The organism is Phycicoccus duodecadis (genome assembly GCF_002846495.1).
Taxonomy (GTDB): Bacteria; Actinomycetota; Actinomycetes; order Actinomycetales; family Dermatophilaceae; genus Phycicoccus; species Phycicoccus duodecadis.
Genome location: NZ_PJNE01000001.1, coordinates 1,634,424 through 1,657,890, shown reverse-complemented (window position 1 = coordinate 1,657,890; position 23,467 = coordinate 1,634,424). Strand labels below are relative to the sequence as shown.

At 74.7% G+C, this 23,467-nt stretch carries 16 protein-coding genes; 11 read left to right on the top strand and 5 right to left on the bottom strand.

What is annotated here, in order from left to right; all coding sequences use genetic code 11:
- Window positions 1-6 precede the first annotated feature (6 nt).
- The 4 genes from ATL31_RS07645 (at window position 7) to ATL31_RS07630 (ending at window position 4,655) form a co-directional block, all read left to right on the top strand.
- Window positions 7-1,377, top strand: coding sequence for a cryptochrome/photolyase family protein (locus ATL31_RS07645; protein ID WP_101395248.1), 1,371 nt, complete (start codon window positions 7-9; stop codon window positions 1,375-1,377).
- Between the two features lie 186 nt (window positions 1,378-1,563).
- A complete protein-coding gene (locus tag ATL31_RS07640) occupies window positions 1,564-2,625 on the top strand; it encodes a TerC family protein (RefSeq protein WP_101395247.1) in 1,062 nt (353 codons plus the stop codon).
- 39 nt (window positions 2,626-2,664) lie between these two features.
- A complete protein-coding gene (locus ATL31_RS07635; protein WP_101395246.1) occupies window positions 2,665-3,492 on the top strand; it encodes a D-hexose-6-phosphate mutarotase in 828 nt (275 codons plus the stop codon).
- Window positions 3,489-4,655: an AGE family epimerase/isomerase gene (locus ATL31_RS07630; protein WP_158239807.1), complete on the top strand. Its 1,167-nt coding sequence runs from the start codon at window positions 3,489-3,491 to the stop codon at window positions 4,653-4,655. The genes ATL31_RS07635 and ATL31_RS07630 overlap by 4 nt, the downstream gene beginning before the upstream one ends.
- Window positions 4,656-4,668: 13 nt before the next feature.
- Here the strand turns inward: ATL31_RS07630 and ATL31_RS07625 are convergent, their stop codons facing one another.
- Genes ATL31_RS07625 through ATL31_RS07605 form a run of 5 tightly spaced genes read right to left on the bottom strand, consistent with a single transcriptional unit; the run spans window position 4,669 to window position 11,855 of the window.
- Window positions 4,669-5,607: a sulfotransferase family protein gene (locus tag ATL31_RS07625; protein ID WP_101395245.1), complete on the bottom strand. Its 939-nt coding sequence runs from the start codon at window positions 5,605-5,607 to the stop codon at window positions 4,669-4,671.
- A complete protein-coding gene (locus ATL31_RS07620; protein ID WP_101395244.1) occupies window positions 5,604-7,178 on the bottom strand; it encodes an oligosaccharide flippase family protein in 1,575 nt (524 codons plus the stop codon). Before ATL31_RS07620 ends, ATL31_RS07625 begins: the two co-directional genes overlap by 4 nt.
- Window positions 7,175-8,644: an O-antigen ligase family protein gene (locus ATL31_RS07615; protein ID WP_101395243.1), complete on the bottom strand. Its 1,470-nt coding sequence runs from the start codon at window positions 8,642-8,644 to the stop codon at window positions 7,175-7,177. Before ATL31_RS07615 ends, ATL31_RS07620 begins: the two co-directional genes overlap by 4 nt.
- Window positions 8,641-10,806, bottom strand: coding sequence for a glycosyltransferase (locus ATL31_RS17090; RefSeq protein WP_101395242.1), 2,166 nt, complete (start codon window positions 10,804-10,806; stop codon window positions 8,641-8,643). Before ATL31_RS17090 ends, ATL31_RS07615 begins: the two co-directional genes overlap by 4 nt.
- Complete coding sequence (locus ATL31_RS07605) at window positions 10,803-11,855, bottom strand: YveK family protein (protein ID WP_158239806.1); 1,053 nt, start codon at window positions 11,853-11,855, stop codon at window positions 10,803-10,805. Before ATL31_RS07605 ends, ATL31_RS17090 begins: the two co-directional genes overlap by 4 nt.
- Window positions 11,856-12,037: 182 nt before the next feature.
- Here ATL31_RS07605 and ATL31_RS07600 point away from each other — a divergent pair, with 182 nt between their 5' ends.
- The 7 genes from ATL31_RS07600 to ATL31_RS17085 all read left to right on the top strand — a co-directional run bounded on the left by ATL31_RS07600 (window position 12,038) and on the right by ATL31_RS17085 (window position 23,459).
- Window positions 12,038-12,946, top strand: a complete 909-nt coding sequence (locus tag ATL31_RS07600) for an SdiA-regulated/phytase-like domain-containing protein (protein ID WP_101395240.1) — start codon at window positions 12,038-12,040, stop codon at window positions 12,944-12,946.
- An 11-nt stretch (window positions 12,947-12,957) separates the two neighbouring features.
- Entirely contained in the window at window positions 12,958-14,070 is a 1,113-nt protein-coding gene (locus ATL31_RS07595) for a cellulase family glycosylhydrolase (RefSeq protein WP_101395239.1), read from the top strand.
- Window positions 14,060-14,893, top strand: a complete 834-nt coding sequence (locus ATL31_RS07590; RefSeq protein WP_101395238.1) for a phosphotransferase — start codon at window positions 14,060-14,062, stop codon at window positions 14,891-14,893. Before ATL31_RS07595 ends, ATL31_RS07590 begins: the two co-directional genes overlap by 11 nt.
- Before the next feature lie 346 nt (window positions 14,894-15,239).
- Entirely contained in the window at window positions 15,240-15,836 is a 597-nt protein-coding gene (locus tag ATL31_RS07585) for a sugar transferase (protein WP_158239805.1), read from the top strand.
- The gene (locus tag ATL31_RS07580) at window positions 15,836-17,131 is read left to right on the top strand and encodes a glycosyltransferase (RefSeq protein WP_143598357.1); all 1,296 of its coding nucleotides are present in this window, start codon (window positions 15,836-15,838) and stop codon (window positions 17,129-17,131) included. The genes ATL31_RS07585 and ATL31_RS07580 overlap by 1 nt, the downstream gene beginning before the upstream one ends.
- Complete coding sequence (locus ATL31_RS07575) at window positions 17,128-20,235, top strand: LamG-like jellyroll fold domain-containing protein (protein WP_101395235.1); 3,108 nt, start codon at window positions 17,128-17,130, stop codon at window positions 20,233-20,235. Before ATL31_RS07580 ends, ATL31_RS07575 begins: the two co-directional genes overlap by 4 nt.
- A gap of 5 nt (window positions 20,236-20,240) precedes the next feature.
- Window positions 20,241-23,459: a fibronectin type III domain-containing protein gene (locus tag ATL31_RS17085; RefSeq protein WP_143598356.1), complete on the top strand. Its 3,219-nt coding sequence runs from the start codon at window positions 20,241-20,243 to the stop codon at window positions 23,457-23,459.
- Window positions 23,460-23,467: the final 8 nt, after the last annotated feature.

Sequence of the window (23,467 nt, the reverse complement as noted above, 5' to 3'; positions counted from 1 at the left end):
GGCACCGTGACCGCCGTGCTCTGGCTGCGCCGCGACCTGCGCCGCCGCGACCACCCGGCCCTGCTCGCCGCGCGTGACGCCGCCGGGGGCGCCGACCTGGTGATCGCGTTCGTCGTCGATCCGCGGCTCTGGGACGGCGGCGGCCCCGTGCGGCGGGCCTGGCTGGCCGCCAACCTGCGCGCCCTCGACGAGTCCCTGGGAGGTGCGCTCACCCTGCTGCACGGGGACCCTCGCGCGGTGCTGCCGGCGCTGGCCCAGCGGGTCTCGGCCTCGTCGCTGCACGTCTCACGCGAGACCACCCCCTCGGGGAGTCGGCGCGACGACGCGGTCCGGGAGGCGCTGGGCGCGACCGGGGTCGACTGGGTCGAGACCGGCACGCCCTACGCCGTCGGCCCCGGCCTCGTCACCAACGGCTCCGACGAGCCGTACAAGGTCTTCACGCCGTTCGCGCGGGCCTGGCGCCGGCACGGGTGGCCCGACCCCGCGCCCACCCCGCGCGAGCTCCCGCTGCGGCACGCCCGCAACGACGCCGACGCCACCGCGGCCCTCGACGCCGCGCTCTCCGCGCCCGACCTGCCCGCGCTCCCACCCGCCGGCGAGGACGCGGCGCTGCGTCGCTTCCGGGCCTTCCGCGACGACCACCTGGCGGGCTACGACGACGACCGCGACCGACCGGCCCTCGACGCCACCTCGCGGATGTCGCCCTACCTCAAGCTGGGGGTCGTGCACCCGCGCACCCTGCTGGCGCAGCTGGGCGAGCGCAGCGGCACGGGCGCCGACTCCTTCCGCACCGAGCTGGCCTGGCGCGAGTTCTACGCCGACGTGCTGCACCACAACCCGCGGAGCGCGTGGCACGACCTGCGCCCGGCCCTGCAGGGCATGCGCTACGACGCGCCCGAGGACGCCATCGAGGCCTGGAAGCGGGGCGAGACCGGCTATCCCGTGGTCGACGCCGGGATGCGCCAGCTGCTGGCCGAGGGGTGGATGCACAACCGCGTCCGGATGATCACGGCCAGCTTCCTCACCAAGGACCTGCACGTCTGGTGGCCGGTGGGGGCGCGGCACTTCCTCGACCACCTGGCCGACGGCGACCTCGCGTCCAACAACCACGGCTGGCAGTGGGTCGCCGGCACGGGCACGGACGCCTCGCCGTACTTCCGGGTGTTCAACCCGGTGACGCAGGGCGAGAAGTTCGACCCCGACGGCGAGTACGTGCGCCGGTGGGTGCCCGAGCTGCGGCACCTGCCCGGCAAGGCGGCGCATCAGCCGTGGGAGCACGCCGACGGCTACACGCACGGCTACCCGGAGCGGGTCGTCGACCACGCGGCCGAGCGCCAGGAGGCCCTCGACCGGCTGGCTGCCGTCAAGGGGCGCTGACGCGCAGGGTCCTCGCCGCGCGGGCTTGGGGAATCCGGAACCTGAGGGTATCCTGAGGGCACGAGGGGAGTACTTCCCAAGCTCGTTCCGGTCAGTACGAGGGCCCCATGGCCCTCCCGGTACGGCGCCGCCCGAGAGGCGGTGAAGGAGACCTCAGGACAGCACCACCATGCCCTGAGGAGCCCCATGTCGACCCTGCCCACCCTGCTCACGGCGGCCCAGCCGGCCGCCACCCAGGACTCCGTCGGGACCCCGCTGCTCTGGGGGATCACCATCGGCGGCGTCCTGCTGCTCTTCGTCCTCGACTTCGTCATCACCCGGAAGCCGCACGAGGTCTCGATGAAGGAGGCCGTCGGCTGGTCGTCCTTCTACATCGCGCTGCCGCTGGCGTTCGGGGTCTTCGTCTGGAGCCGGTACGGCGGCGACCGCGGCATCGAGTACTACACCGGCTACCTCGTCGAGAAGTCGCTCTCGGTCGACAACCTGTTCGTCTTCATGCTGCTGCTCACCGCCTTCGCGGTGCCCAAGGAGCTCCAGCAGCGAGTGCTGCTGGTCGGGGTCGCCGGCGCGCTGGTGCTGCGCGGCGTCTTCATCGCCCTCGGCGCGCAGATGATCGCCTCCTTCTCGTGGACCTTCCTCCTGTTCGGCGCCGTCCTGCTGGTCACGGCCGTCAAGGTGCTGCGCGACGCCCTGTCGCACGAGGACGCCGCCGTCGACATCGGCAGCCTGCGCACCGTCAGGCTGCTGCGCCGCTTCCGGCCGGTCGTCGACGACTACCGCGGCCCGCGGATGACGGTGCTGGAGAGCGGCCGGCGTGCCCTCACCCCTCTTGCGCTGGTCACCGTCGCCATCCTCGGCACCGACATCGTCTTCGCGGTCGACTCCGTGCCGGCGGTCTTCGGCATCACCGGCGACGCGTACCTGGTGTTCGCCACCAACGCGTTCGCCCTGCTCGGCCTGCGCGCGCTGTACTTCGTCCTCGAGGGCCTGCTCGGCGCGCTGGCGCACCTGGGTTTCGGCCTCGCGGCCATCCTGGCGTTCATCGGCGTCAAGCTCGTCCTGCACTGGGCCCACGGCGTCTGGCCGGCCACCCCCGAGGTGCCCACCCTGGCCTCGCTGGGCGTGATCATCGGCATCCTGGCCCTGGTCACGGTGACCAGCCTGGTGGCCAAGCGCCGGGCGGAGGCTCGTGACGCGGACGACGGTGCGCCGCCGCGTCGGGAGACGGTCGGGTCCGAGGTCTCCTGAGCCGTTCAGCCGGGCCGCCGGCGCCGGTAGGTTGGGTGCGTGAACGCGTCCACCACCTCCCGTCGGGTCGACGGGCCTGCCGGCACGGCGGAGGTGCTGGACACCGGGGCGCTGGTGCTGCGCTGGGCCCCGGCCGGGCGCGACCCGGTCCTGTTCGCCCACCCGGGCGTCGGGTCCGACCCCGCAGGCCCGCCGCACGCCGGGGTCCCGGTGTGCTGGCCCTGGTTCGGCCCCGGGCCGGAGCCCGACGCGCCGGCGCACGGCATCGCCCGCGCTGCGGTCTGGCGGTACCTGGGTACCACCTCCGACGGCGACGTCACCGTCGTCGCGCACCGGCTCACCCCCGACGAGGCCACGAGCCCTTGGTGGCCGCACCCGTACCGGCTCGACCTCGAGGCCACCTTCGGGTCAGCGCTCACCCTGCGCCTGACCACCGCCAACCTGGGCGACGAGCCGTTCGTCGTGGGCGAGGCCCTGCACGCCTACCTCGCCGTCGGCGACGTGCGCGAGGTCCGCGTGGGTGGGCTCGACGGCGCGGCCTTCCACGACAAGGTCGCGGGCGAGGACCGGGTGCAGGAGGGCGACCTCGTCCTCACCGGCGAGACCGACCGCGTGTACCGCTCCACCGCACCGGTGGTCGTCAGCGACCCGGTGCTGCGGCGGCGGCTGGTCGTCGAGGCCGAGGGTGCGGCCGACCGCGTCGTCTGGAACCCCTGGGCCGGCAAGGCCGCCGGCATCGACGACATCGGGGGGCACTGGTCGCGCTTCGTCTGCGTGGAGGCCGCCAACGCCCTCGCCGACGTGGTCACCGTGGCCCCCGGCGCCACCCACACGCTCACCTACCGGCTCTCCGTGGAGGATCTGTGACGTCCTGGCTCGACACCCCCGCCCACCGCACCTGGCTCGAGGGCGGCCTGGCCGACCTCGTCGCGTTCTCGCTGCGCTCCATCCGGCCCGAGGGCGGCTTCCACCACCTCGACGGTGCCGGCGACCCGCTGCCGGGGCGCTCGCCGCAGCTGTTCCTGACGGCGCGGATGGGGTACGTCGCGGCCATCGCGGTGCGGCACGGCATCCCTGGTGCGGGCGAGCTGCTCGACCACGCGATGACCTCGCTCACCGGCCTGCACGCCGACCCCGAGCACGGCGGATGGCTCAGCGAGCCCGGCAGCGTCACCCGCAAGATGACCTACGACCACGTTCACGTCGGGCTGGCCGCGGCCACCGCGCTCGAGGTCGGGCACCCCGCGGCGGCCGGCCTCCTCGCGCAGGTGGCCGAGGTCGTCGACGCCCATCTCTGGGACGACGACGCGCAGGCCCTGCGCGAGTCGTTCGCCCCCGACTGGAGCGACTCCGAGGACTACCGCGGGGCCAACGCCAACATGCACGGCCTCGAGGCCTTCCTCGCCATGGGCACCGCGCTGCAGGAGGCCCGCTGGCACGAGCGCGGGCTCGCGATCGCCGCGCGCCTCATCGACGGCGCGGCGCGTGACCACGGCTGGCTGCTGCCCGAGCACTACACCCCCGACTGGCAGGTCGTGCTCGACTACAACCGCGACGAGCCGATGCACCCGTTCCGGCCGTACGGCGCGACCTTCGGGCACTCGCTCGAGTGGGCCCGCTTCCTGCTACAGCTCGACGACTCGCCCTTGGTCGCGTCACCGCCGTGGCTGGCGGAGGCCGCCGAGGCGCTCACCCGGCGAGCCCTCGACGGCGGCTGGGACCTCGACGGGCGCCCGGGGCTGGTCTACACGGTCGACTGGGACGGCACGCCCGTGGCCGACGTGCGGCTGCACTGGCCGGTGTGCGAAGGCATCCAGATCGCGGCCTACCTGCTGCGACGCACCGGCGACGAGCACTGGGAGGGCTGGTACCGCCGGCTCTGGGACCACGCGGCCCGCTACTGGGTCGACGACGCGGGTACCTGGCGCAACGAGCTCGACGACCGGATGCACGAGGCCGGCCGCATCTGGCCCGGGCGCCCCGACGTCTACCACTGCGGCGGCGCGCTGGCCACGCCCCTCGAGGTCTGAGCGGGCCGCGCGGTCAGAACCAGCCGAGGTCGCGCCCGAGGATCTCCTCGGTGGCGCGCACGTGCGGCCGGTAGTAGTCCTCGAGCCGCGCCCGCGCCTCCTCGGGGAGCGAGGACCGCGGCAGCTTGTTGTACTGCGGGAACGCGTCGGCGCCGTGCAGCCGCAGCCCCAGGTGGGCGCACACCTTGGCCAGCTCGGCGGCGGGGTCGGCGTAGAAGTCCTCGGCCCGCAGCACCAGGAGCCGGTGCGGTGGGAACAGGTCGGTCAGCACGCGCAGCTGCTCGTCGTAGTGACCTCGGGCCAGGTAGGACGACAGGTCGTGGTGATGGCTGTAGTAGCGCGGGGCGTCGCTGACGATGCGCTCGGCCTCGCCGCCCAGGCGTCCCGGCTCGGCCTCGAGGGCGGCGTCGAACGACAGCGTCTCGGTGTGCCCAGCGACCCGCTCGTGGTAGTGGCTCCAGATGCGCTCGACCGGGTTGCGCAGGCTCACGACGAGGCGGACGTCCGGCAGGTCGGCGGCGATCCGCTGCGGCGCCAGCGGGTGGAACATGTAGTAGGGGGAGGCCTCGCCCGCCAGCGCCCGGTGCCCCGTGCGCCGCTCGTGGCGCGCGCGCTCGGCCTCGGTGGGGAAGTGCGAGCGGTACCAGCGGCGGCCACGGTCGTAGTGGATGTCGAAGTAGTGCGGCGACTTGATCTCCTGCGCGGCCGGGAACATCGGCAGCACGTCGGGGTGGTCCACGAGGTAGTTCCAGAGCGAGGTGGTGCCACCGCGCTTGGTGCCGACCACGAGGAAGTCGGGGTCGGTGCGCCGCGACGCGGTCGCGAGGCCGGCGGCCCGGGTGGCCTGCCGGGCCAGCGCCTTGACGGGCGTGGGCACCTTCTTCTTGACCGAGCGCAGCCGGCTCGGCACCTCCTCCTGGCGCACGGGCTTCGGGGGGTTCGGGGTGCTCATCGCGGGCTCTTCTCGGAGGAGGGGGCCCCGCGACGCCGCAGGGCCCGGACGAACTGGTCGAGGTGCACGTGGCGCCGCAGCACCATCAGCAGGGCGAGGTGCGCCAGCAGCGACAGGGCCGCGACGCCCACGACCACGTACTCGCCGGCGCCCGACAGGGTGGCGACCCCGAGGGGGAGGCCGACCGTGACGGTGGCGACCGCTGCCGAGACCAGCGCCGGGCGGCCGACCGCCCAGATGCCGAGCCGGGCCCGCGTGATGGCCACGTAGAGGGCGCTCTCGACGACGAGCGCCGCCCCCCAGGCGATGGCCGCGCCGAACGCCCCCAGCTCGGGGACGAGGGCGAAGATCAGGACCAGGTTCGTGACGAGCGCGGCCACCGAGACGAGGAGGCCGAGGGTGCTCCACCCGGCCATCAGGACCAGCGACTGGGCGGGCCCGACGAGCGAGGGGACCAGCATCGCGATGGCCACCGTGGTGAGGGCGGCGCTGCCCGCCCCGAAGTCGTCGCCGAACAGGCGCAGCACGGTGGGGCTGGCCGCGGCCAGCACGAGGTAGCCCGGCCACGCCAGCGCGGCGATCCATCCGGAGCCGGTCTGGTGCAGGCGCCGCACGCCGTCGACGTCGTGGCTCGTGAGCAGGGCCGCGATGTTGGGGGAGATGACGATGCGGACGGCCTGCCACACCAGCATGCCGGCGACGGCCAGGCGGTTGACCGCCCCGAAGAGACCGGCCTCGGAGGCTCCGGCCAGCCGGCCCACCAACGTCACGCCGATGCTCAGGCTGACGATCTCGAGGGCCTGCGCCACCGCCCGCGGCAGCGTGTAGGCCCACAGCGCGCGCGACGACGACTCGTCGGGCGCGTCGAGGGCCTCCGGGTCCAGCGACGGCGTCACGGCCTCGGCGGCGTCGAGCCGTCGGCGCAGGATGACGACCGTGACGACGATGCCCGCCGCCACCGGCAGCACCCAGGCGACGGTGACCCCGAGCACCCCGGGCACGACGAGGGCTGCGGCACCGACCAGGACCACGCGCAGGGTGGGCTTGAGGACCTGGTCGACGAGGACCAGCGTGCGGATGTCGCCCAGGCCCCGCAGCAGCGCCAGGAGGATGACGGTCATGGTCTGCGCCGGGATGAGGAGCGCGAGGACGACGACCCCCGCGACGGCTCCGGGGGTCGACACGGAGCGGCCGAGGGCGGCCCGCGCGACCTCGGGCGCCAGGGCGATGACGACGGCGGCGGTGACCAGGGTGAGGGCCAGCACCGGGACGCCCAGGCGGCGCACGACCGAGCGCACGTCGCGCCCCCGCCCGAGCGCCACCAGCCGGGCCGCCACCCGCACCGACGTGGTGTCGGAACCCAGCTTGAGCATGGTCGTGGCGATGGTGAAGAGGGAGGTGATGACGAAGACGACACCGGCGCCCGCGGTGCCCAGGCTGCGACCCGCCACGACCGTGAACGCGAAGCCCATGACGGCCGAGACCACCGCGCCGACCCCGGTCAGCGCACCCGCCCGGGCGACCTGGCGCGTGACGGGGTTGCGCGCCGCGACGTCCGAGGGGGTGCTCACGGGCGGTCCACGCCCGTCCGCGCGGCGCCGCGAGGGCCCGGCGCCGACCCGCCGTCGTGGGCCCTCGCGGCCGTGCCCAGGACGAGCCCGAGCATGGTCCACGCGACCGGGATGAGGAACGGGTTGGTGTAGTTGACGTCGATGAGCCCGTGCACGGCCACCCCGCCCATCAGGGCCGCGAGGACCGCCAGAGTGGTGCGCTCGCGCACGGCCCGCGGGTCGCCGACACGACGTAGGCGGCCCAGTGCCCGCAGCACCACGACCATCGCCGTCAGCGTGACGAGGGCGAGGGCCAGGACCCCCACCAGGCCCGTCTCGGCCGCGAGGTCGAGGGGCACCGAGTGGGCGTGGATGTAGGGTCGGCGCACCAGGAGGGCGCCCGGCTCCTGGGCCAGCTGGGCGAACGTGCCAGGGCCGTGCCCGAGGAAGGGGCGCTCGAGCCAGAGACGGAAGGCCTCGGCGTAGATGACCGGGCGGTCGTCCTGCGGGTTGGGGGCGCCGGAGGTCAGGGATGCCAGCCGCTCGGCCAGCAGCCCGAACGGGGGGATGGCCAGCGCGGTGGCGACGGCGGCCACCACCGAGGCGCCGGCGACCACCGGGACGAGGCGGCGCAGGAGCCGGGGCGCGAGCACGCAGGCGAGGACCACCATCGCGCCGGCGCCGATCCAGGAGCCGCGCGAGAACGACAGGCCCAGGGCCGCCGTGCCGGCCAGGACCCCGACGATGCCGATGACCCGGTCGAGACGCCGCTCGGCCGCCACCGTGAGGGCCAGCGCGGCACCGATGCAGTAGAGGGAGAACTCACCGAAGTCGTTGGGCTGGGCGAAGACGCCCTGGGCCCGGTCACTGACGATCGCGCCGCCGAAGCGGGCCGAGCCCCGCGCCGCCTCCGGCAGGTTGGGCAGGACGACCGTGAGCGAGGCGAGGGTCCACAGCCGCAGGACCTCTCGCAGGTACGCGTGGGAGTGGCGCGCCACCGCCGCGGCGGCGACGCAGACCAACAGCCCGAGGACGTGGTTGACCGACACCTTGAGGCCGCGGAACGGGTCGATCGAGGTGAGGGTCGTGATGAGCAGGGCGACGACGAAGACCAGGCCCGCCAGCACCGTGCGTGGGGGAGCGGGCAGCTGGCCGCGCAGTCCGGCCAGCACGATGACGGCGATGACCGCGACCAGGAGCAGGTGGATGACCTGGGCCCCCTGGCCGCCGGGGATCTCGTGCAGCGCCACCGGGGCGGCGAGGAGCGGCACCGAGATGGCGATCGAGGCTCGCCGGGTGACGACGGCGACGGCGACGACGAGGCCGAGGCCGGCCAGCGCCACGACGGGGCCCTGCCAGGCGATGACCACCACCAGAGCCACGGCGAGGAAGACCGCGGCACCGGTGACCGCGCCGGTCGATAGTGTCGGCCGGCGTCCGCCGCCGGGCGCCGGCGCCGGCGCTCTGGTGGGGGTGAGGGTGCTCATGCCCGCGTCCTCTCACGACGCCGCTGCAGCAGACCCTCGGCGCAGCCGCGCGCCTTCATGAGGTCACGGTAGGCCGCCACGGCGGGCACGAGCACCATGGTCGGCAGCGGGCGCGGTCCGCGGGCGGCCCGCGCGAGCGGGAGCGACAGGTAGGTGGCCAGCCCCGAGACGGCCAGCCGCCGCCCGGTCGGGTGCAGGGCCAGGACGGGGAGAGACGCGAAGACCAGGGCCCGGGCGAGGTTGCGCCCCACCAGGACCCGGTCGCCCGAGAGGCCGTCGCCGCGCCCGTAGCCGCGGAACATCCGGCCGTTGGCGGCGAGGGTCGGCCGCTGGGCCCAGGTGACCTCGGCGTCGAGCGACAGCACGGGCCGGGCGCCGGCGTCGACGGCGGCCATCCCGAAGCGCACGTCCTCGGCGGTCGCCAGGTGCTCGGGGAAGCCCCCCGCCGCCTCGGCCGCGTCGCGGGTGAAGGCCACCGACCGGCCGGTGCAGAGGCGCGCGTCGTAGGCCCGCCCCAGGAACCGCCCATAGGTACGGACCAGCGGGGTGCGGCGACGCTGCTCGGCGGGGCGGGGGTAGGCGACCGCGGCCAGGGCGCGCGACCAGTCGGAGCCGTCGTCGCCGGCGCGGTAGACCCCGGTGACGAGGTCGTAGCGGCCGGTGCCGGCGGCGCGCCGGAAGCCGTCGAGCCAGCCGGGCTCCGGGCGGCATCCGACGTCGGTGCAGGCCACCCATGCGGTACGCGCACGCCGGATGCCGATGTTGCGCCCCGCGGAGATCCCGGCGCCCGGTGCGCTGCTCGCCTCGACCCGAGGCTCGCGGGACTCCCACTCCTGCAGGCGTTCCCACGTGCCGTCGGTGGAGCCGCCGTCGACCACGACCAGGCGGTCGTCGTGGCGCAGCTGCGGGACGAGCAGCTCGAGCAGCTCGTCGACCCCGGTGGCCTCGTTCAGGACGGTGGTGACGACGGTGACCGCCGGGCCGTCGGCCTCCCCCGCGCCGGGGCGGGTGGCGGCCTCGCGCAGGACGGTGACGATGGTGTCGGCGACCTCGGGCGCCCGGGGGTGGACGGCCCCGACGGCACCGGCCTCGGCGGCCACGGCCGCTCGGGCGTCGGTCTCGGCCAGCCGATGCAGCGCGGCGGCGACGTCGACCGGGTCGGTGGCGTCGACGAGCGCGCAGCCGCGGGCGGTGGCGGCGTCGCGGGCCGGGGGGACGGTGCGCGGGTCGGTGACCACGGGCGTGCCGGCCGCGAGGGCCTCGATCATGACGAGGGGGTGGCCCTCGGCCGACGGGTACCCCGGGACGCCGGCCCGCGTGAGCAGGGCGACGGCGTCGAAGCCGGCGGCCAGACGGCCGGCGCCGTCGACGGAGCCGAGCCAGGTGACGCGGTCCTCGACGCCCGCCTCACGGGCGAGGGCCGCGAGGCGGGCCTGCTCGCCGGGGGCTCCGGGGTCGTCGACGCCGGCGACGACGAGCCGCCAGCGGGTGGCCCCGGGTCGGGCGAGGGCGCGGATGGCGGTGTCGAGCCCCTTGTAGGGGGCGAGGCGGGTCGTCATCCCGAGGAGGAGGTGGTCGCCGTCGGGCACACCCAGCGCGTGCAGCCGCTCCAGCGCCTCGGCCCGGGGGAGCGGTTCGGCCAGCAGGGGCGGAGCGACGACGAGGGCGCCCGGGTGCTCGACGTCGGCACCGCCCCGCGGGGTGACGGTGACGGTGCGGGTGGCCAGCCGGTGCACGACACGGCCGAGGGTGGGGTCGAAGCTCGGGTCGTGCCGGACCCAGACCAGCGGGACCCCGGCGGCCCACGCCACGGGCCCGACGGCGACCGCGGCCTTGATGCCGTTGGCGAGCACGACGTCGGGGTCGGCCCGGCGCAGCACTGTGCGCAGGGAGCCGCCGGCGCTCAGGAGGTCCAGGGGGCGGGGGCCGGTGGGCCGCACCGTGACCCTCGCGCCGCGTGACGCGAGCTCCTCCACCAGTGGCCCGTCGTCGAGGACGACCGCGTCGACCGACAGCCGCCTCCCGGCGGCGCCGAGGATCGACAGCAGCCAGGCCTCGGCGCCGCCGACGAAGCCCTTCGGCGCCACGACCAGCACGCGGAGGGGCGCCCGGTCGCCGGCGTCCGGCCCCGGGGGGACCCGATGGCCGGAGGACGTGCTCATCGGTTCTTGCGCGCCTTCGTGGTGCGGCGGCGGGGACCACGGGGAGCGCCCTGGCCGGGGCGCGAGGCCGAGCCGTTCAGACCGGGAAGGTGCGCGACGGCGGTCTCGTCGGCCTCGTCGGTCCCATCCGCCTCATGGTGAGCCTGCTGGGCCCCCTCGCCGTCGGTCGCGGAGTCGGTCGGGGCGGTGGCCGCGTCGTCCGCCTGGTCGGCGGCCTCGTCCTGCGCTGCGGCTGAGGAGTTCTCGTCGGTGGCGACCGCCTCGTCCTGGTGGTGGCCGACGGCCTGGTGCGGGGCGGTGGCGGCGGCCAGGCGCCGGGCCACGGCATCGTCGGTGGGTTGCGGCGCGGCCTCGGAGGCCGTGGCCGTGGGAGCGACGGGCCTGGCCTCGACGGGGGTCGTCGCCGCGGCGACGACCGGGGCGGCGACCACGGCACCGGCGTCCACCGGGTGGGTCGCGCTGTCGTGGAGACCGGTACCGCGACGGCGGCCGAGGTAGGTGGGGGCCGCCCAGGCGGCGGTGGCGGCGCCGGCTCCGAGCAGCAGGGCGACCAGGATGGTCGCGACGAGGAGGATCGTGCGCGGCGGCCCCGACGGCTGCAGCGGCACGGCGGCGCGGGCGAGCACCTGGCCGTAGACCACGGGGTCGCTCACGGTGCGCGCGGCCATCGACGTGGCCAGCGCGTTGGAAGCCCGGGCCGCCCGGTCGGGGTCGGTGGTCTCGAAGTCGATCCGGATGGTGCCGGTGGCCGGCAGCTGGGTGACGGTGAGGCCGTCCTTGAGGACCGCTGGGGACTCGCCGATCCCGTCGGCCACCTCACGCAGCGTCGACGGCGCCGACAGGTACGCGACGTAGCCGGCCGCGGCCGCCTGGACCGAGTCCGAGCTCGCGATGCTGCCGTTCTCGGTCGGGCGCGAGCCGAACAGCACGACCGACTGGGCCGTGTACTGGTCGGGGAGCCCGGCGGCGTACACCTGGCCGACGATGGCCACGACGAGGGCGAGGAGCAGACCGACAGCGGCGCTCGTGAGGATGCGGCGGCGCACCATGATGGGGTCCCCTTCTTGACCGCCGGGCATCGGACCCCTGCGGCCCACGTCGGCAGGTCGTTACGATGACACGGTAGGGCCTGCCGTCTGCGCCGTTGTTCGTTTCGTGGACGATGGCCCTTTCGTCGCCAGCCCCGGCCGTCCGGCCCGGTCGGCGTGGCCCGTCCGTCGAGGAGATCCAGATGCGCGTCGCCGTCGCCGCTGCCGTGGCGCTGCTCGTCGCCGTCGGTGTCCTCGTGGACGTGGGCCTCACCAGCGGCGCCGCCGACCCCGCCACGGTCGTGCGCACCACCTACGGCGCGGGCGCCCCGCTGTGCTCGGTCACCGACGCGCGGCTGGGCGGCATCAGCGGCATGGCCGTCACCGACGACCAGCTCTGGGTGGTCGACGACCGCGGAGCCGTGGTCTACCGGCTCGACGACCGGTGCCGCGTCGCCGCCACCTTCGACCTGGCCCCGGTCCTCAAGAAGAGGGGCGTCGTGCTCTCCGACGTCGAGGACCTGGTGCTCGGGCCCGAGGGGCGCCTCTGGCTGGCCGATGTCGGGGGCAACCGGGCCTCGCGCTCCGGGGTGCAGCTCGTGGGCTGGGTGCCGGGCACCGACGACGTGCGGCGCGTCGTGCTCGACTACCCGAGCGGCACCTACGACGCCGAGGCGGTCCTCATCGGTAGTGACGGCCGGGCCGTCGTCGTCACGAAGGTCGGGTTCGGTCCCGCGACGGTCTTCGCCACCGACACGCCACTGGTCGACGGCGCCACCATCCCGCTCGTGCGGCGCGGCACGGTCGACGTCGACCCCACGGGCGCCGGAGGCACGGCCGCGCGGCTCGTCACGGGCGCGGCGGTCGCACGCTCGGGCGTGTTCGTCGTGCTGCGCACGTATGCCGCCGCGTGGGAGTACGACGTCCCCGACGGCGACATCGCGGAGGCGCTGGTCGGCGGGACGCCGCGCCGGGTGGCGCTGCCCGAGAGCCGGCAGGGCGAGGCGATCGCCTACGACACCGCCGGTACGGCGCTCCTCGCGACCACCGAGGGACTGCCCGCCGCGGTCGACCGGGTTCCCGTGACCCGGGTCCGCGTGCCCGCCTCGTGAGGCACCGTCACGTGGCCGCCATCGCCGTCGCGCTGGCCGTGGTGCTCGGCGTCGCGGGCGTGGTCTCGGTCACCGGCACCGGAGGTACCCGCATCACGTCCGGCCCGACCAGCAGCGGGCCGATGCGCCCCATCGACGGCACGCCGCCCGTCATCGGCGTGCAGTACACCGCGCTCTTCGACGGGGTGCAGACCGCCGACCGCGAGCAGATGGCCGAAGGCGTGGCGGCGACCGGCGCCGGCTGGGTGCGCCTCGACGTCGCTTGGGCCTCCCTCCAGCCGGACGGCCCGAACCGCTGGGACATGGGATGGGGGGTGCCGCGGGTCGACGAGGCCATCCGGATCGCCCGGGCCCAGGGCCTGAAGGTGCTGCTCGAGGTCTACTGGGCGCCCCCGTGGGCCACCGACGGCGGCGGCAAGGCCGCGCATCCCGACCCGCACGCCTTCGCCCGCGCCCTCCGCTGGATGGCCGAGCGCTGGGGTGCCGACGTCGACGCCTACGAGATCTGGAACGAGCCCAACGGCAAGCGGTTCTGGAACCCGCCCGACGCCCGGGCCTACGCCTCGCTGCTCAGGGCCGCCTACCCGGCCGTGAAGATCGCCGACCCCGACGCCCCGGTCGTCGTCGGCGGGCTCGAGTACGTCGACATCGACTGGGTCGAGCAGCTGTACGCCGCCGGCGCCAAGGGCTCCTACGACGTGATGGCCGTGCACCCCTACCCGAGCCCCGGCGACCTCTCGCCCGGCACGGCCGCCGACGGCACGCGCTACCGCTTCCTCAACCTCGACGAGCTCGTGGTCGTCATGCGCGCCCACGGCGAGGCGAAGGTGCCCATCTGGCTCACCGAGGTGGGCTGGTCGAGCCACGAGAACGCCGCCGACGCGCCCGTCTGGGCCCTGGGGGTGAGTGAGGCCGAGCAGGCGCGCTTCCTCTACGACTCCGTGCGCATCGTCGCGCGCCGGTACCCCCAGGTGAAGGGCTGGTTCTGGTACACCGCCCGCGACACCGCGCTCGGCGACGTGCACCAGGACGGCTTCGGGCTGCTGCGGGCCGACGGCTCGCGCAAGCCCGCCTGGGCCGCCCTGCGCTGTGTCGCGTCACGGGTCTGCCCGGATGCTCCCTGAGCCGGTGCGCGCCGCGGTCCGGGCCGCCGGTGCCGATCCCGACGCCCTGTCCGAGGCCGTGAAGCCGGGGCCCCCCCGCCCCGTGCGCCGGTGGGTCGACGACACCCTCGTCGTCGACCTCGCCGCCTCCGAGGCCGGGCGGCGCCTGGTCCGGCTCGAGGTCGACGGCCGACGCTGGGCCACGGCCGCCGGCGTGCCGGTGCCCGCGGTGCACGGCGCCGCGCCGGACGGCTCGTGGCTGGTGGGGGCCCGCGCGCCGGGTACCTCGTGCCGGGGGGCCGAGGCCGTGGGCGCCGCTCTCGACGCCGCCGACCGCATCGCCGCCTGCCCCGCGCCGCTGCCGGCCGAGGCGCCCTCGACCTGGCGGGCCGACCGTCGGACGCTGGCCGTGCGGGTCGTGCGCTCGGTGGCCGGCGGACTGCCGATCCCGAGGTTCCGGGCGGCACGAGCGGCGGCCGCGGGGCTCGCCGACCGGGTGCCGGGCCACGGCGACCTCTACCGCCGCAACGTCCTCGCCGACGGGGCCGACGTGCTCGTCATCGACTGGGAGTTCCTGGGCGGGCATCCCCGCTGGACCGACCACGTGCGGCTGTGGTCGACGCTCACCGACCCGGCCGACCGCGCGGTGGCGCTGCGGCGCATCGAGGGGTCGGTGCCCACGTCGGGGCACCCCCACGTGGCCGTCCTGGTCCGGCACCTGACCCTGCGGCTGCTCGCCGAGAACCTCGCCTCTCCTGTGAGGCAACGCAACGGCGATGACCTGGCGCACGCCCGGCGGATGGTCGGCGAGGGCGAGGATCTCGCCCTGCGGCTCCTCTCCTGAGGCGCGCCCACTCTTCGCAGCGGCGTTCCGCGGCGGATGGAATACCCTGCCCGGCAGAGGTTTTCATGCACCTTCGTGACCGACCTCGCCCCGGGTGTATCACGAGCGCCCTCCGGCTGTCCTGAGAACCGACAGCTTCAGGGCCGTTCGGGCCCGAGTCCCGCGCGTCGTCCACATGGCCCGTTCGGCCAGTTGCGCAATGGCGTGGGCCTCGGTCACTATGGCCTTTTCCGCGACTTCGCTCTTGCAGGGGGAGCTCATCGTGGCGTTTATCGACGACCTCGTTTCGCGGCCGGCATACCCGGTCGCAGCACGTCCACTTCCGGTGGCACCGCGTCTCGAACGCGTGGCCAAACGGATCCTCGACGTTCTCTTCGCCTCCGTGGCGTTGGTGATGCTCGCTGTCCCCTTCGTGGTGGTGGCGGTCCTCATCAAGCTCGACTCCAGCGGGCCGGTCTTCTTCCGGCACACCCGGGTCGGCGAGCACGGGCGGTCTTTCCGTATGTGGAAGTTCCGCACGATGGTCAGCGACGCGGAGGCCCGCCTCCGTGAGCTGTCCGCCGCCGGCAACGTCTACGACGCGGGCCCGTTCGTGAAGATCGCGCACGACCCGCGCATCACGCGCCTGGGCTCCTTCCTCCGGAAGACCTCCGTCGACGAGCTGCCCCAGCTCCTCAACGTGGTCACCGGCCAGATGTCGCTCGTCGGCCCACGTCCGCTCATCGCGGCCGAGGTCGAGGCGCTCGGCGCGGCCGGCGACGAGCGGCTACGGGTGGCCCCGGGCATCACCGGGCTGTGGCAGATCTCCGGGCGGTCCACGACCACCGCCGACGAACGGCTCGAGCTCGACCTCGAGTACGTGCGCCGCCGCGGCCTGGTCTTCGACCTGCGGATCCTCCTCCTCACCATCCCCGCCGTGCTCTGGGGCCGGGGTGCCATGTGATGCCGTCCGACCGGGCCCCCCGGGTCCTGCACGTGTCGCAGCCGGTCACGGCCGGCGTCGCGGTGGCCGTCACGGGGTACACGCGCATGCTCGCCGAGCGCGGCTGGGACGTCGTCGTCGCCAGCCCGCTCGGCGGTGACCTCCCGTACACCGCGCGGGAGGCCGGCGGGCGCTGGACCCGCTGGGACGCGACCCGTTCCCCGGGCCGCTCCGCCGTGGCCGAGGCGCGGGCGCTGTCGGCGGTCGTGCGGCGCGAGCGCCCCGACCTCGTACACCTGCACAGCAGCAAGGCCGGCCTCGCCGGGCGGCTGCTGCGGCTCGACGTACCCACCGTCTTCACCCCCCACGCCTGGAGCTGGCACGGCGCCGAGGGCGTCGTCTCCCGCGCCGCGCGGTCCTGGGAGCGGCTGGCGGTGGGGCGCACCGACGCGCTGCTGCTGTGCGGCGACGACGAGGCCGTCGAGGGCGTCGATGCGGGGGTCGAGGCCACCCGCTCCGAGGTGCTCGGCAACGTCATCGACCCGCGCGACCTCCCGCCCTCCGACCGCGCCGCCGCCCGCGACGCGCTGGGTGTCGCCCACCGCGACCCGGTCGTGGTCTGCGCGGCGCGACTCAGCCACCAGAAGGGCCAGGACGTCCTGTTCGAGGCCTGGGCGCGTGCCGGCCGCCCCGGAGTGCTCGTGCTGGTGGGCGCGCTGAAGGGCGCGCCGGCCCTGGTCGACCAGCTGCCGCCCGGCACCACGGTCGTCATCCCGGCCTCGCGCCGCGACGTGCTGCTGTGGTGCGCCGCGGCCGACGTCGTCGTCGCCCCGTCGCGCTACGAGGGCATGTCGCTCGGGGTGCTCGAGGCCGCGGCCATGGGTGCCCCGGTCGTCGCCACCGACGTCGGCGGGATGCGCCAGGCCCTGGCCGGCACGCCCGCCACGTTCGTGCGGCCCGAGGACCCCGCGGCCCTGGCCGCGGCCCTCACCGGCGCCGTCGAGGCCCGCGCCGAGCTCGCCGAGACGGCGGCCCGCGCGGCCGTCGTCCTGCGCGCCCGGCTGGCCCACGACTGGTCGGCCGGTGCCCAGCGGCTCGACGCGCTCTACCGCGACCTCACCGGGCTGCCCGCCGCGGTCGAGGCCCACCTCCCCGTCGCCCCGGCGACCACCGACCAGCTCCCGGCGCACGTGCCGGGCAGCCACCGTGGGGCGCCTCTCGCCGCGCCCCGCGAGCACGACCGGGCACGTCCGCCCGCCGTGCGCCACCACTCCCCGGCAGTCGTCGGGAACATCCCCGTAGGAGGATCCCGATGATCCGTCGTCTCGCATGCGTGCTGCTCGCGGCCGCATCGATGGTCATCACGCTCCCGGCCCAGGCACCCGCCCTGGACGCCGGGATCGAGACGCTCACCGCCACCCCGCTCTCCACCTGGCAGACCAACGGCACGGTCTGGGCCATCCAGGTCGTCGGCAACGTCGCCTACGTGGGCGGCAGCTTCACCGCGGTGCGCCCCCCGGGTGCCGCACCGGGCACGCAGGAGGTGGCGCGTCGCTTCGTCGCGGCCTTCGACGCCCGCACCGGGGACCTGCTCCCCTGGAACCCGATCGTCTCGGGCACCGTGTCGACGAGCACCGACGCCAACTGCCCCAAGGTCACCAGCACCACCCGCGAGTGCGGCACGGTCTGGGACATGGACGTCACGCCCGACGGCAAGACGCTCTACCTCGGTGGTGACTTCACCAAGGTCAACGGCCAGTGGCGCCTCGGCCTGGCCGCCTTCGACACCGCCACCGGCAACCTCGCCGGCGGCTACAAGGTCGGGATGTACGGCCGCGTCATGTCGGTCACGGCCAGCGACAGCACCGTCTACGTCGGCGGCAGCTTCACCAAGCTGTCCGACAGCACGGTGCGCACCCGCCTGGCCGCGTTCAACCGCACCACCGGCGACACCCTCCCGTTCGCCCCGGCCGCCGACAGCACGGTCCGCAAGATGAAGCTCACCCCCGACGGCTCCAAGCTCGTCGTGGGCGGCAACTTCAACACCATCAACGGCACCGGCCCGCGGCGCCTCGCGGCCGTCGACCCGGTCACCGGGGTGCGCGTCTCGTTCAACGACACCAACAACTTCAACTCCGCCGCGTGGGTCGAGGACATCGAGGTCTTCAACGGCCTGATCTACGTCGCCGGCGAGGCCAGCGGCTCGATCAACGAGGGCGTCGACGTCTACGACCCCGCCACGGGGCTGCGCAAGAACTTCGACAACTGTCTCGGTGCCTCGCACTCCATCGCCGTGCTGCGCGGGGTCGTCTACGCCGGGTCGCACTCGCACAACTGCGGCCAGATGGTCGACGGGTTCCCGGAGCAGTACCAGAGCACCGACCCCGAGACCTCGCGTCGCTACAAGCTGCGCGCCGAGGTCCCCACCAGCAACGGCAACTTCCAGCTGCTCAACTGGACCCCGCAGACCGACGACGGCAACGGCCCGCGGGAGATGGCCACCGTCGGCAACGACATCCTCTGGGTCGGCGGCGAGTTCACCCTCGTCAACGACAACCAGCGGCAGCAGGGTCTGACCCGCTTCGCCTACAAGGACGCCGGCGGCGTGCAGCAGGCGCCCCAGCGTCCCGGCGCGCCCATCGTCTCCAGCTCCACGCCGGGCCGGGCCACGGTCAACTGGTCGACCAGCGAGGACCGTGACAGCCGGATGGTGACCTACCAGGTCATCCGCGACGGCAACACCGCCGCGCCGGTCTACTCGGTCACCACCGAGACCAAGCCCTGGTTCCCGGGCTGGATGTCGTTCACCGACACCGCCGTGCTGGCCGGCTCCACGCACACCTACACGGTGCGCGGGGTCGACCCTGACGGCAACGTCGGCCTGCAGTCGGCCGCGAGCACCGTCACCGTCGCGTCCGCCGTCCCGGCTCCCGCCGACGTGCAGCGCCTCGACGCCGCCCGCCTCTTCTACCCCCTCGACGAGACGTCCGGCAGCACGGTCCGCGACGTCGTCACGGGGCGGACCATGACGGTCGGCTCCGGGGTCACTCTGAACCGGCCTGGGGTGCCCAACCTCGGCCAGGCGGTCACCCTCAGCGGCGCCAGCGGCGGTGCCATCGTCGACCAGACCAACGAGTGGGCCAAGAAGCAGGCGAGCGTCGAGCTGTGGTTCAAGACCACGACCACGTCGGGGGGCCGCCTCGCCGGTTTCGGCAACTCCAAGACCACCACGGGCACCTCGAGCAGCACCGACCGGGCGGTCTACATGACCAACGACGGCAAGGTCGTCTTCGGCAGCGGCGAGCCCCGCCGCTACTTGAGCTCCGCCGCGGGCCTCAACAACGGCCAGTGGCACCACGTGGTGGCCACCATCGACTCGCTCGCTGGCACCAAGCTGTACGTCGACGGCAGCCAGGTGGCGGCCGACCCCACCAACAACGCCATCGTGCGCTGGAACGGCTACTGGCGCATCGGCGGCGACAACCTCAGCGGCTGGGCCTCGCGCCCCGCGAGCGACTGGTTCTCCGGCACCATCGACCAGTTCGCGCTGTACACCTACCCGATGCCGGCGGCCCAGGTCGCCCGGCACGCCACCCTGGCCGACGCGCCGGTGGTCGACAGCCAGGCGCCGTCGGTGCCGGCCGGTCTCACGACCTCGGTCAGCGGGCAGGACGTCAGCCTGACGTGGCAGGCCTCGACCGACAACGACGCCGTCGCCGAGTACCGCGTGTACAAGGGCACCTCGGCCGACTTCACGGCCGACGCCGCTTCGCTGCTCACCCGGACGACGGCCCTCTCGGCCGCCGACCCGAACCAGGCGACCGGGACGTACTACTACCGGGTGGCGGCCGTCGACCCCACGGGCAACGTCAGCGCGGCGTCCGATGCGGTCGCGGCGACCATCGCGCCGCCGCCCCCGCCGCCGCCGACGACGTCCAACCTCGTCCCCACCGAGGACACCTGGGTCAACGCGGCCAGCCCCACGGCCACGGCCGGCAACAGCTGGGTCATGCGCAGCAAGGGCGGCACGTCGCCGCAGACGTCGTACCTGAAGTTCCGGGTGCCCGCCGTCCCCGCCGGGACCTCACTGCAGACCGCGACACTGACCCTCTCCACGACCGCGAACTCGTGGGCCTCGAGCGTCGACCCGCAGCAGCTGATGCTGGTCACCGACTCCAGCTGGTCCGAGGCCACGATGACCTACGACACCGCACCGGCGGTCTCGGCCACGGTCCTGGGGTCCTTCACCGGCATCGGGGTCGACGGGAGCACGACAGTCACGCTCGACGCCGGCGCCCTGGCCGCGTACGCCGGGCAGGACGTCACGATCGCGATCGTCGGAGGCGGCAACGACAACGCCGAGTTCGACACCAGTGAAGCGCCCAGCGGGCAACCCGTCCTCAGCGTCCTGATCGGCTGACGACCATGAGCGAGCACCGTCGAGTGGTTCTGACCATCCTCTCGGCGGTGCTCGCCGCTGTCTCGGCCGTCGTCGTCCCCGGGGTCGCGCGTGCGGCCATCGACGACGGCACCGTCCTTCCCTCGTGGCGCCCCGACAACGGGCACGTCTACGCCCTGGTCCGCGCCGGCGACACCATGCTCCTGGGTGGTGACTTCACCTGGATGCGCTCGCCCGACGGCGCCACCGTGCAGCGGCGCAACGGGCTCGCGGCGGTCAGCGTCAGCACCGGGGCGCTGCTCGCCTGGGCACCCTCGGTCACGGGCACCGTCCGGGCCCTCGAGCTCACCTCCGACGGCGCCTCCGTGTACGTGGGCGGCGCGTTCTCGGCCGTCGGGGGCATCTCCCGGGCCAACCTGGCCGTGGTCGCGCTGGCCGGCGGGGCCGTGGGGTCCTTCCGGGCCGACACCGACGGCGAGGTCCGCGACCTCCAGGTGGTGGGCGGCAACCTCTACCTGGTCGGGTCCTTCGCCCGGGTCGCGGGGCAGAGCCGCAGCCGGGGGGCGGTGGTCACCGCGGCCACCGGGACCGTCGGCGCCTGGAACCCGCGGGCCAACAGCGGCATCCGGTCCTTCACCCTGTCCCCGGACGGTGGCACGGCCTTCCTCGGGGGCACCTTCACGACGCTGTCCGGGGCGGGCCGGCCCTACGTCGGGGCGGTCGACGTCAGTGGGGGCGCGGTCACGGGGTGGGTGCCGAAGTCCTCCTGCAACGACCTCACCAACCCCTGCTACGTCTTCGAGACCGTCGTCACCGACGACCTCGTCTACCTGTCGGTCGGGGGCCCCGGCGGCCGCGTCACCGCCCTCGACCGCGCCACCGGTTTCGAGCGCTGGTGGGCGGGCACCGACGGCGACGTGCAGACCCTCGAGCTGCGCGACGGCAAGCTCTTCGCCGGAGGCCACTTCGACACCGCGTTCGCCGGGTCGCCACGTGCCGGTGTCGTCGCCCTCGACGCCCGCAGTGGCGCCGTGCTCCCCGACATCGACGCCCGGGTGGTCGGCTGGTCCGGGGTCTGGGCGATGACGCTCGACGGCTCCCGCCTGGCGCTCGGCGGCCACTTCGAGACCGTGGACGGCGCGACGGTCCGCCGCTACGCCGCCTTCGCGGTCACCCCCGACCCGGCCGACGGCTCCCCGCCCACCGCCCCCACCTCGGTACGGGCCCCGGCCACCCTGTCCGACGAGGTCAGCCTCACCTGGAACCCGGCCGCCGACGACGTCGCCGTCTCCCACTACGTCGTGCTGCGCGACGGCGTGGCGATCGGGCAGGCCAACAAGACCTTCTACCGCGACCGCACCGTGCTGCCCGGGACCCCCTACCGCTACACCGTCGCGGCGGTCGACACCTCCGGCAACACCGGCCCCGCCGCGTCCGCGCCGCTCCTCACCACCGAGTCGGCACGGTCGCTGTTCGTCGGGTCCGGCACCCCGGTGCGGTTCTGGTCCACCGGCACCGCGCCCGCGGGGGCCTGGACCACCACCGCGTACTCCGACACGGCGTGGTCGACCGGTGCCGGTGAGCTGGGCTACGGCGACGGCGACGAGGACGTCGTGATCAGCCCGCTGGGGGTCACCCACTACTTCCGCACGGCGTTCACCGTCCCGTCCCTCGCGTCGGTCGGCAACCCCCGCCTCCGGCTGCTCCTCGACGACGGTGCGGTCGCCTACCTCAACGGCACCGAGCTGGTCCGCGAGAACATGCCCACAGGCGCGATCGGCGACACCTCACTGGCGGTCAACGGCATCGGGGGCACCGACGAGATGGACTGGTCCTCCTACGCCATCCCGGCGGGGCGGCTCGTGCAGGGCGCCAACGTGCTCGCCGTCGAGGTGCACAACTCCTCGACCACCTCGAGCGACGTCAGCTACGCGGCCCGCGTCGAGTACACCTCATCGGCTCCCACGGCGCCGGCCGCACCCACCGGGGTCACCGCCACGCCCTCGTCCGCGACCTCGGTCGAGGTGTCCTGGGCCGGGTCCGCCGGGGCCACCGGCTACCTGGTGCAGCGCGACGGCGTCACCGTCGCCACCGTGGCCTCGACTGCGTTCTCCGACAGCGGTCTCGTGCCGTCCACCAGCTACGGGTACCGGGTCATCGCCACCAACTCCACCGGTGCGAGTGCGCCCAGCGCCACCGTCACGGCCACCACCCCGGCCGCCCCCACCCCGCCCCCCACCCCCGGTGCGCCGGTCGTGGGCACCGTGGGGGCCACGAGCGTCCAGCTCGGATGGACGGCCGTCGCCGGCGCCACCGGCTACACCGTCCTGCGCGACGGCCGGCCGGTCGCCGCCACGGCCTCCACCGCCTACCTCGACACCGGGCTCACCCCGGCCACCGCCTACGACTACTCGCTGGTCGCCTCCAACGCGGCCGGCCCCAGCGCGCCCGGCCCCGTCACCACGGTCACCACCACCGCGGTCCCGGCCGCGCCGCCGCCCGCCCCCACCGGCCTGACGGCCTCCGGCGTCACGTCCACGACGGCGGGGCTGTCGTGGCAGGCGTCCGCCGGCGCCGACTCGTACACCGTGCTCCGTGACGGCGCGCCCGTCGGCACCACGGCGGGCACCTCGCTCACCGACACCGGCCTGTCGGCCGACGTCACGTACTCCTACACGGTGACGGCGGCCAACGGCAACGGCGCCAGTGCGCCCGGCACCGCGCTCATGGTGCGCACCCGCACCCTGCTCCTCAGCGGAGACGCGTGGCGGATGAACGGCACCGGCGCCGATCTCGGGACCGCTTGGACGGCGCCGTCGTACGACGACTCCCGGTGGCAGCTCGGTGCCAGCCAGTGGGGGTTCGGTGACGGCGACGAGCGCACGGTGCTCACCTGGGCCACCAACCCGCGCCCGACCACGGCGTACGGGCGCACGGTCGTCGACGTCGGGCCCACGACGGCCGGCATCACGGCCCTGCGGATGCGCCTCCTGGTCGACGACGCCGCAGTCGTCTACGTCAACGGCACCGAGGTCTACCGCTTCAACCTGCCGACCGGCCCCGTCGCCTACGACACCCGCGCGCTGCGCTACATCGCCGGGAGCGAGGAGAACCTCTGGCGCACCGTCGACGTCCCGGCCACTGCGTTGGTCCCGGGTCGCAACGTGGTGTCGGTCGAGGTCCACCAGGACCAGCCGAGCTCGAGCGACATCTCGCTCGACCTCGAGCTGAGCCCGGTCCGCTGACCCGGCGG

Bases quoted from the DNA above. Each gene is read 5' to 3' on its own strand.
- ATL31_RS07640 (WP_101395247.1), top strand. From the start codon at position 1,564: ATGTCGACCCTGCCCACCCTGCTCACGGCGGCCCAGCCGGCCGCCACC.
- ATL31_RS07625 (WP_101395245.1), bottom strand. From the start codon at position 5,607: ATGAGCACCCCGAACCCCCCGAAGCCCGTGCGCCAGGAGGAGGTGCCG.
- ATL31_RS07615 (WP_101395243.1), bottom strand. From the start codon at position 8,644: ATGAGCACCCTCACCCCCACCAGAGCGCCGGCGCCGGCGCCCGGCGGC.
- ATL31_RS17090 (WP_101395242.1), bottom strand. From the start codon at position 10,806: ATGAGCACGTCCTCCGGCCATCGGGTCCCCCCGGGGCCGGACGCCGGC.
- ATL31_RS07605 (WP_158239806.1), bottom strand. From the start codon at position 11,855: ATGGTGCGCCGCCGCATCCTCACGAGCGCCGCTGTCGGTCTGCTCCTC.
- ATL31_RS07600 (WP_101395240.1), top strand. From the start codon at position 12,038: ATGCGCGTCGCCGTCGCCGCTGCCGTGGCGCTGCTCGTCGCCGTCGGT.
- ATL31_RS07590 (WP_101395238.1), top strand. From the start codon at position 14,060: ATGCTCCCTGAGCCGGTGCGCGCCGCGGTCCGGGCCGCCGGTGCCGAT.
- ATL31_RS07580 (WP_143598357.1), top strand. From the start codon at position 15,836: ATGCCGTCCGACCGGGCCCCCCGGGTCCTGCACGTGTCGCAGCCGGTC.
- ATL31_RS07575 (WP_101395235.1), top strand. From the start codon at position 17,128: ATGATCCGTCGTCTCGCATGCGTGCTGCTCGCGGCCGCATCGATGGTC.
- ATL31_RS17085 (WP_143598356.1), top strand. From the start codon at position 20,241: ATGAGCGAGCACCGTCGAGTGGTTCTGACCATCCTCTCGGCGGTGCTC.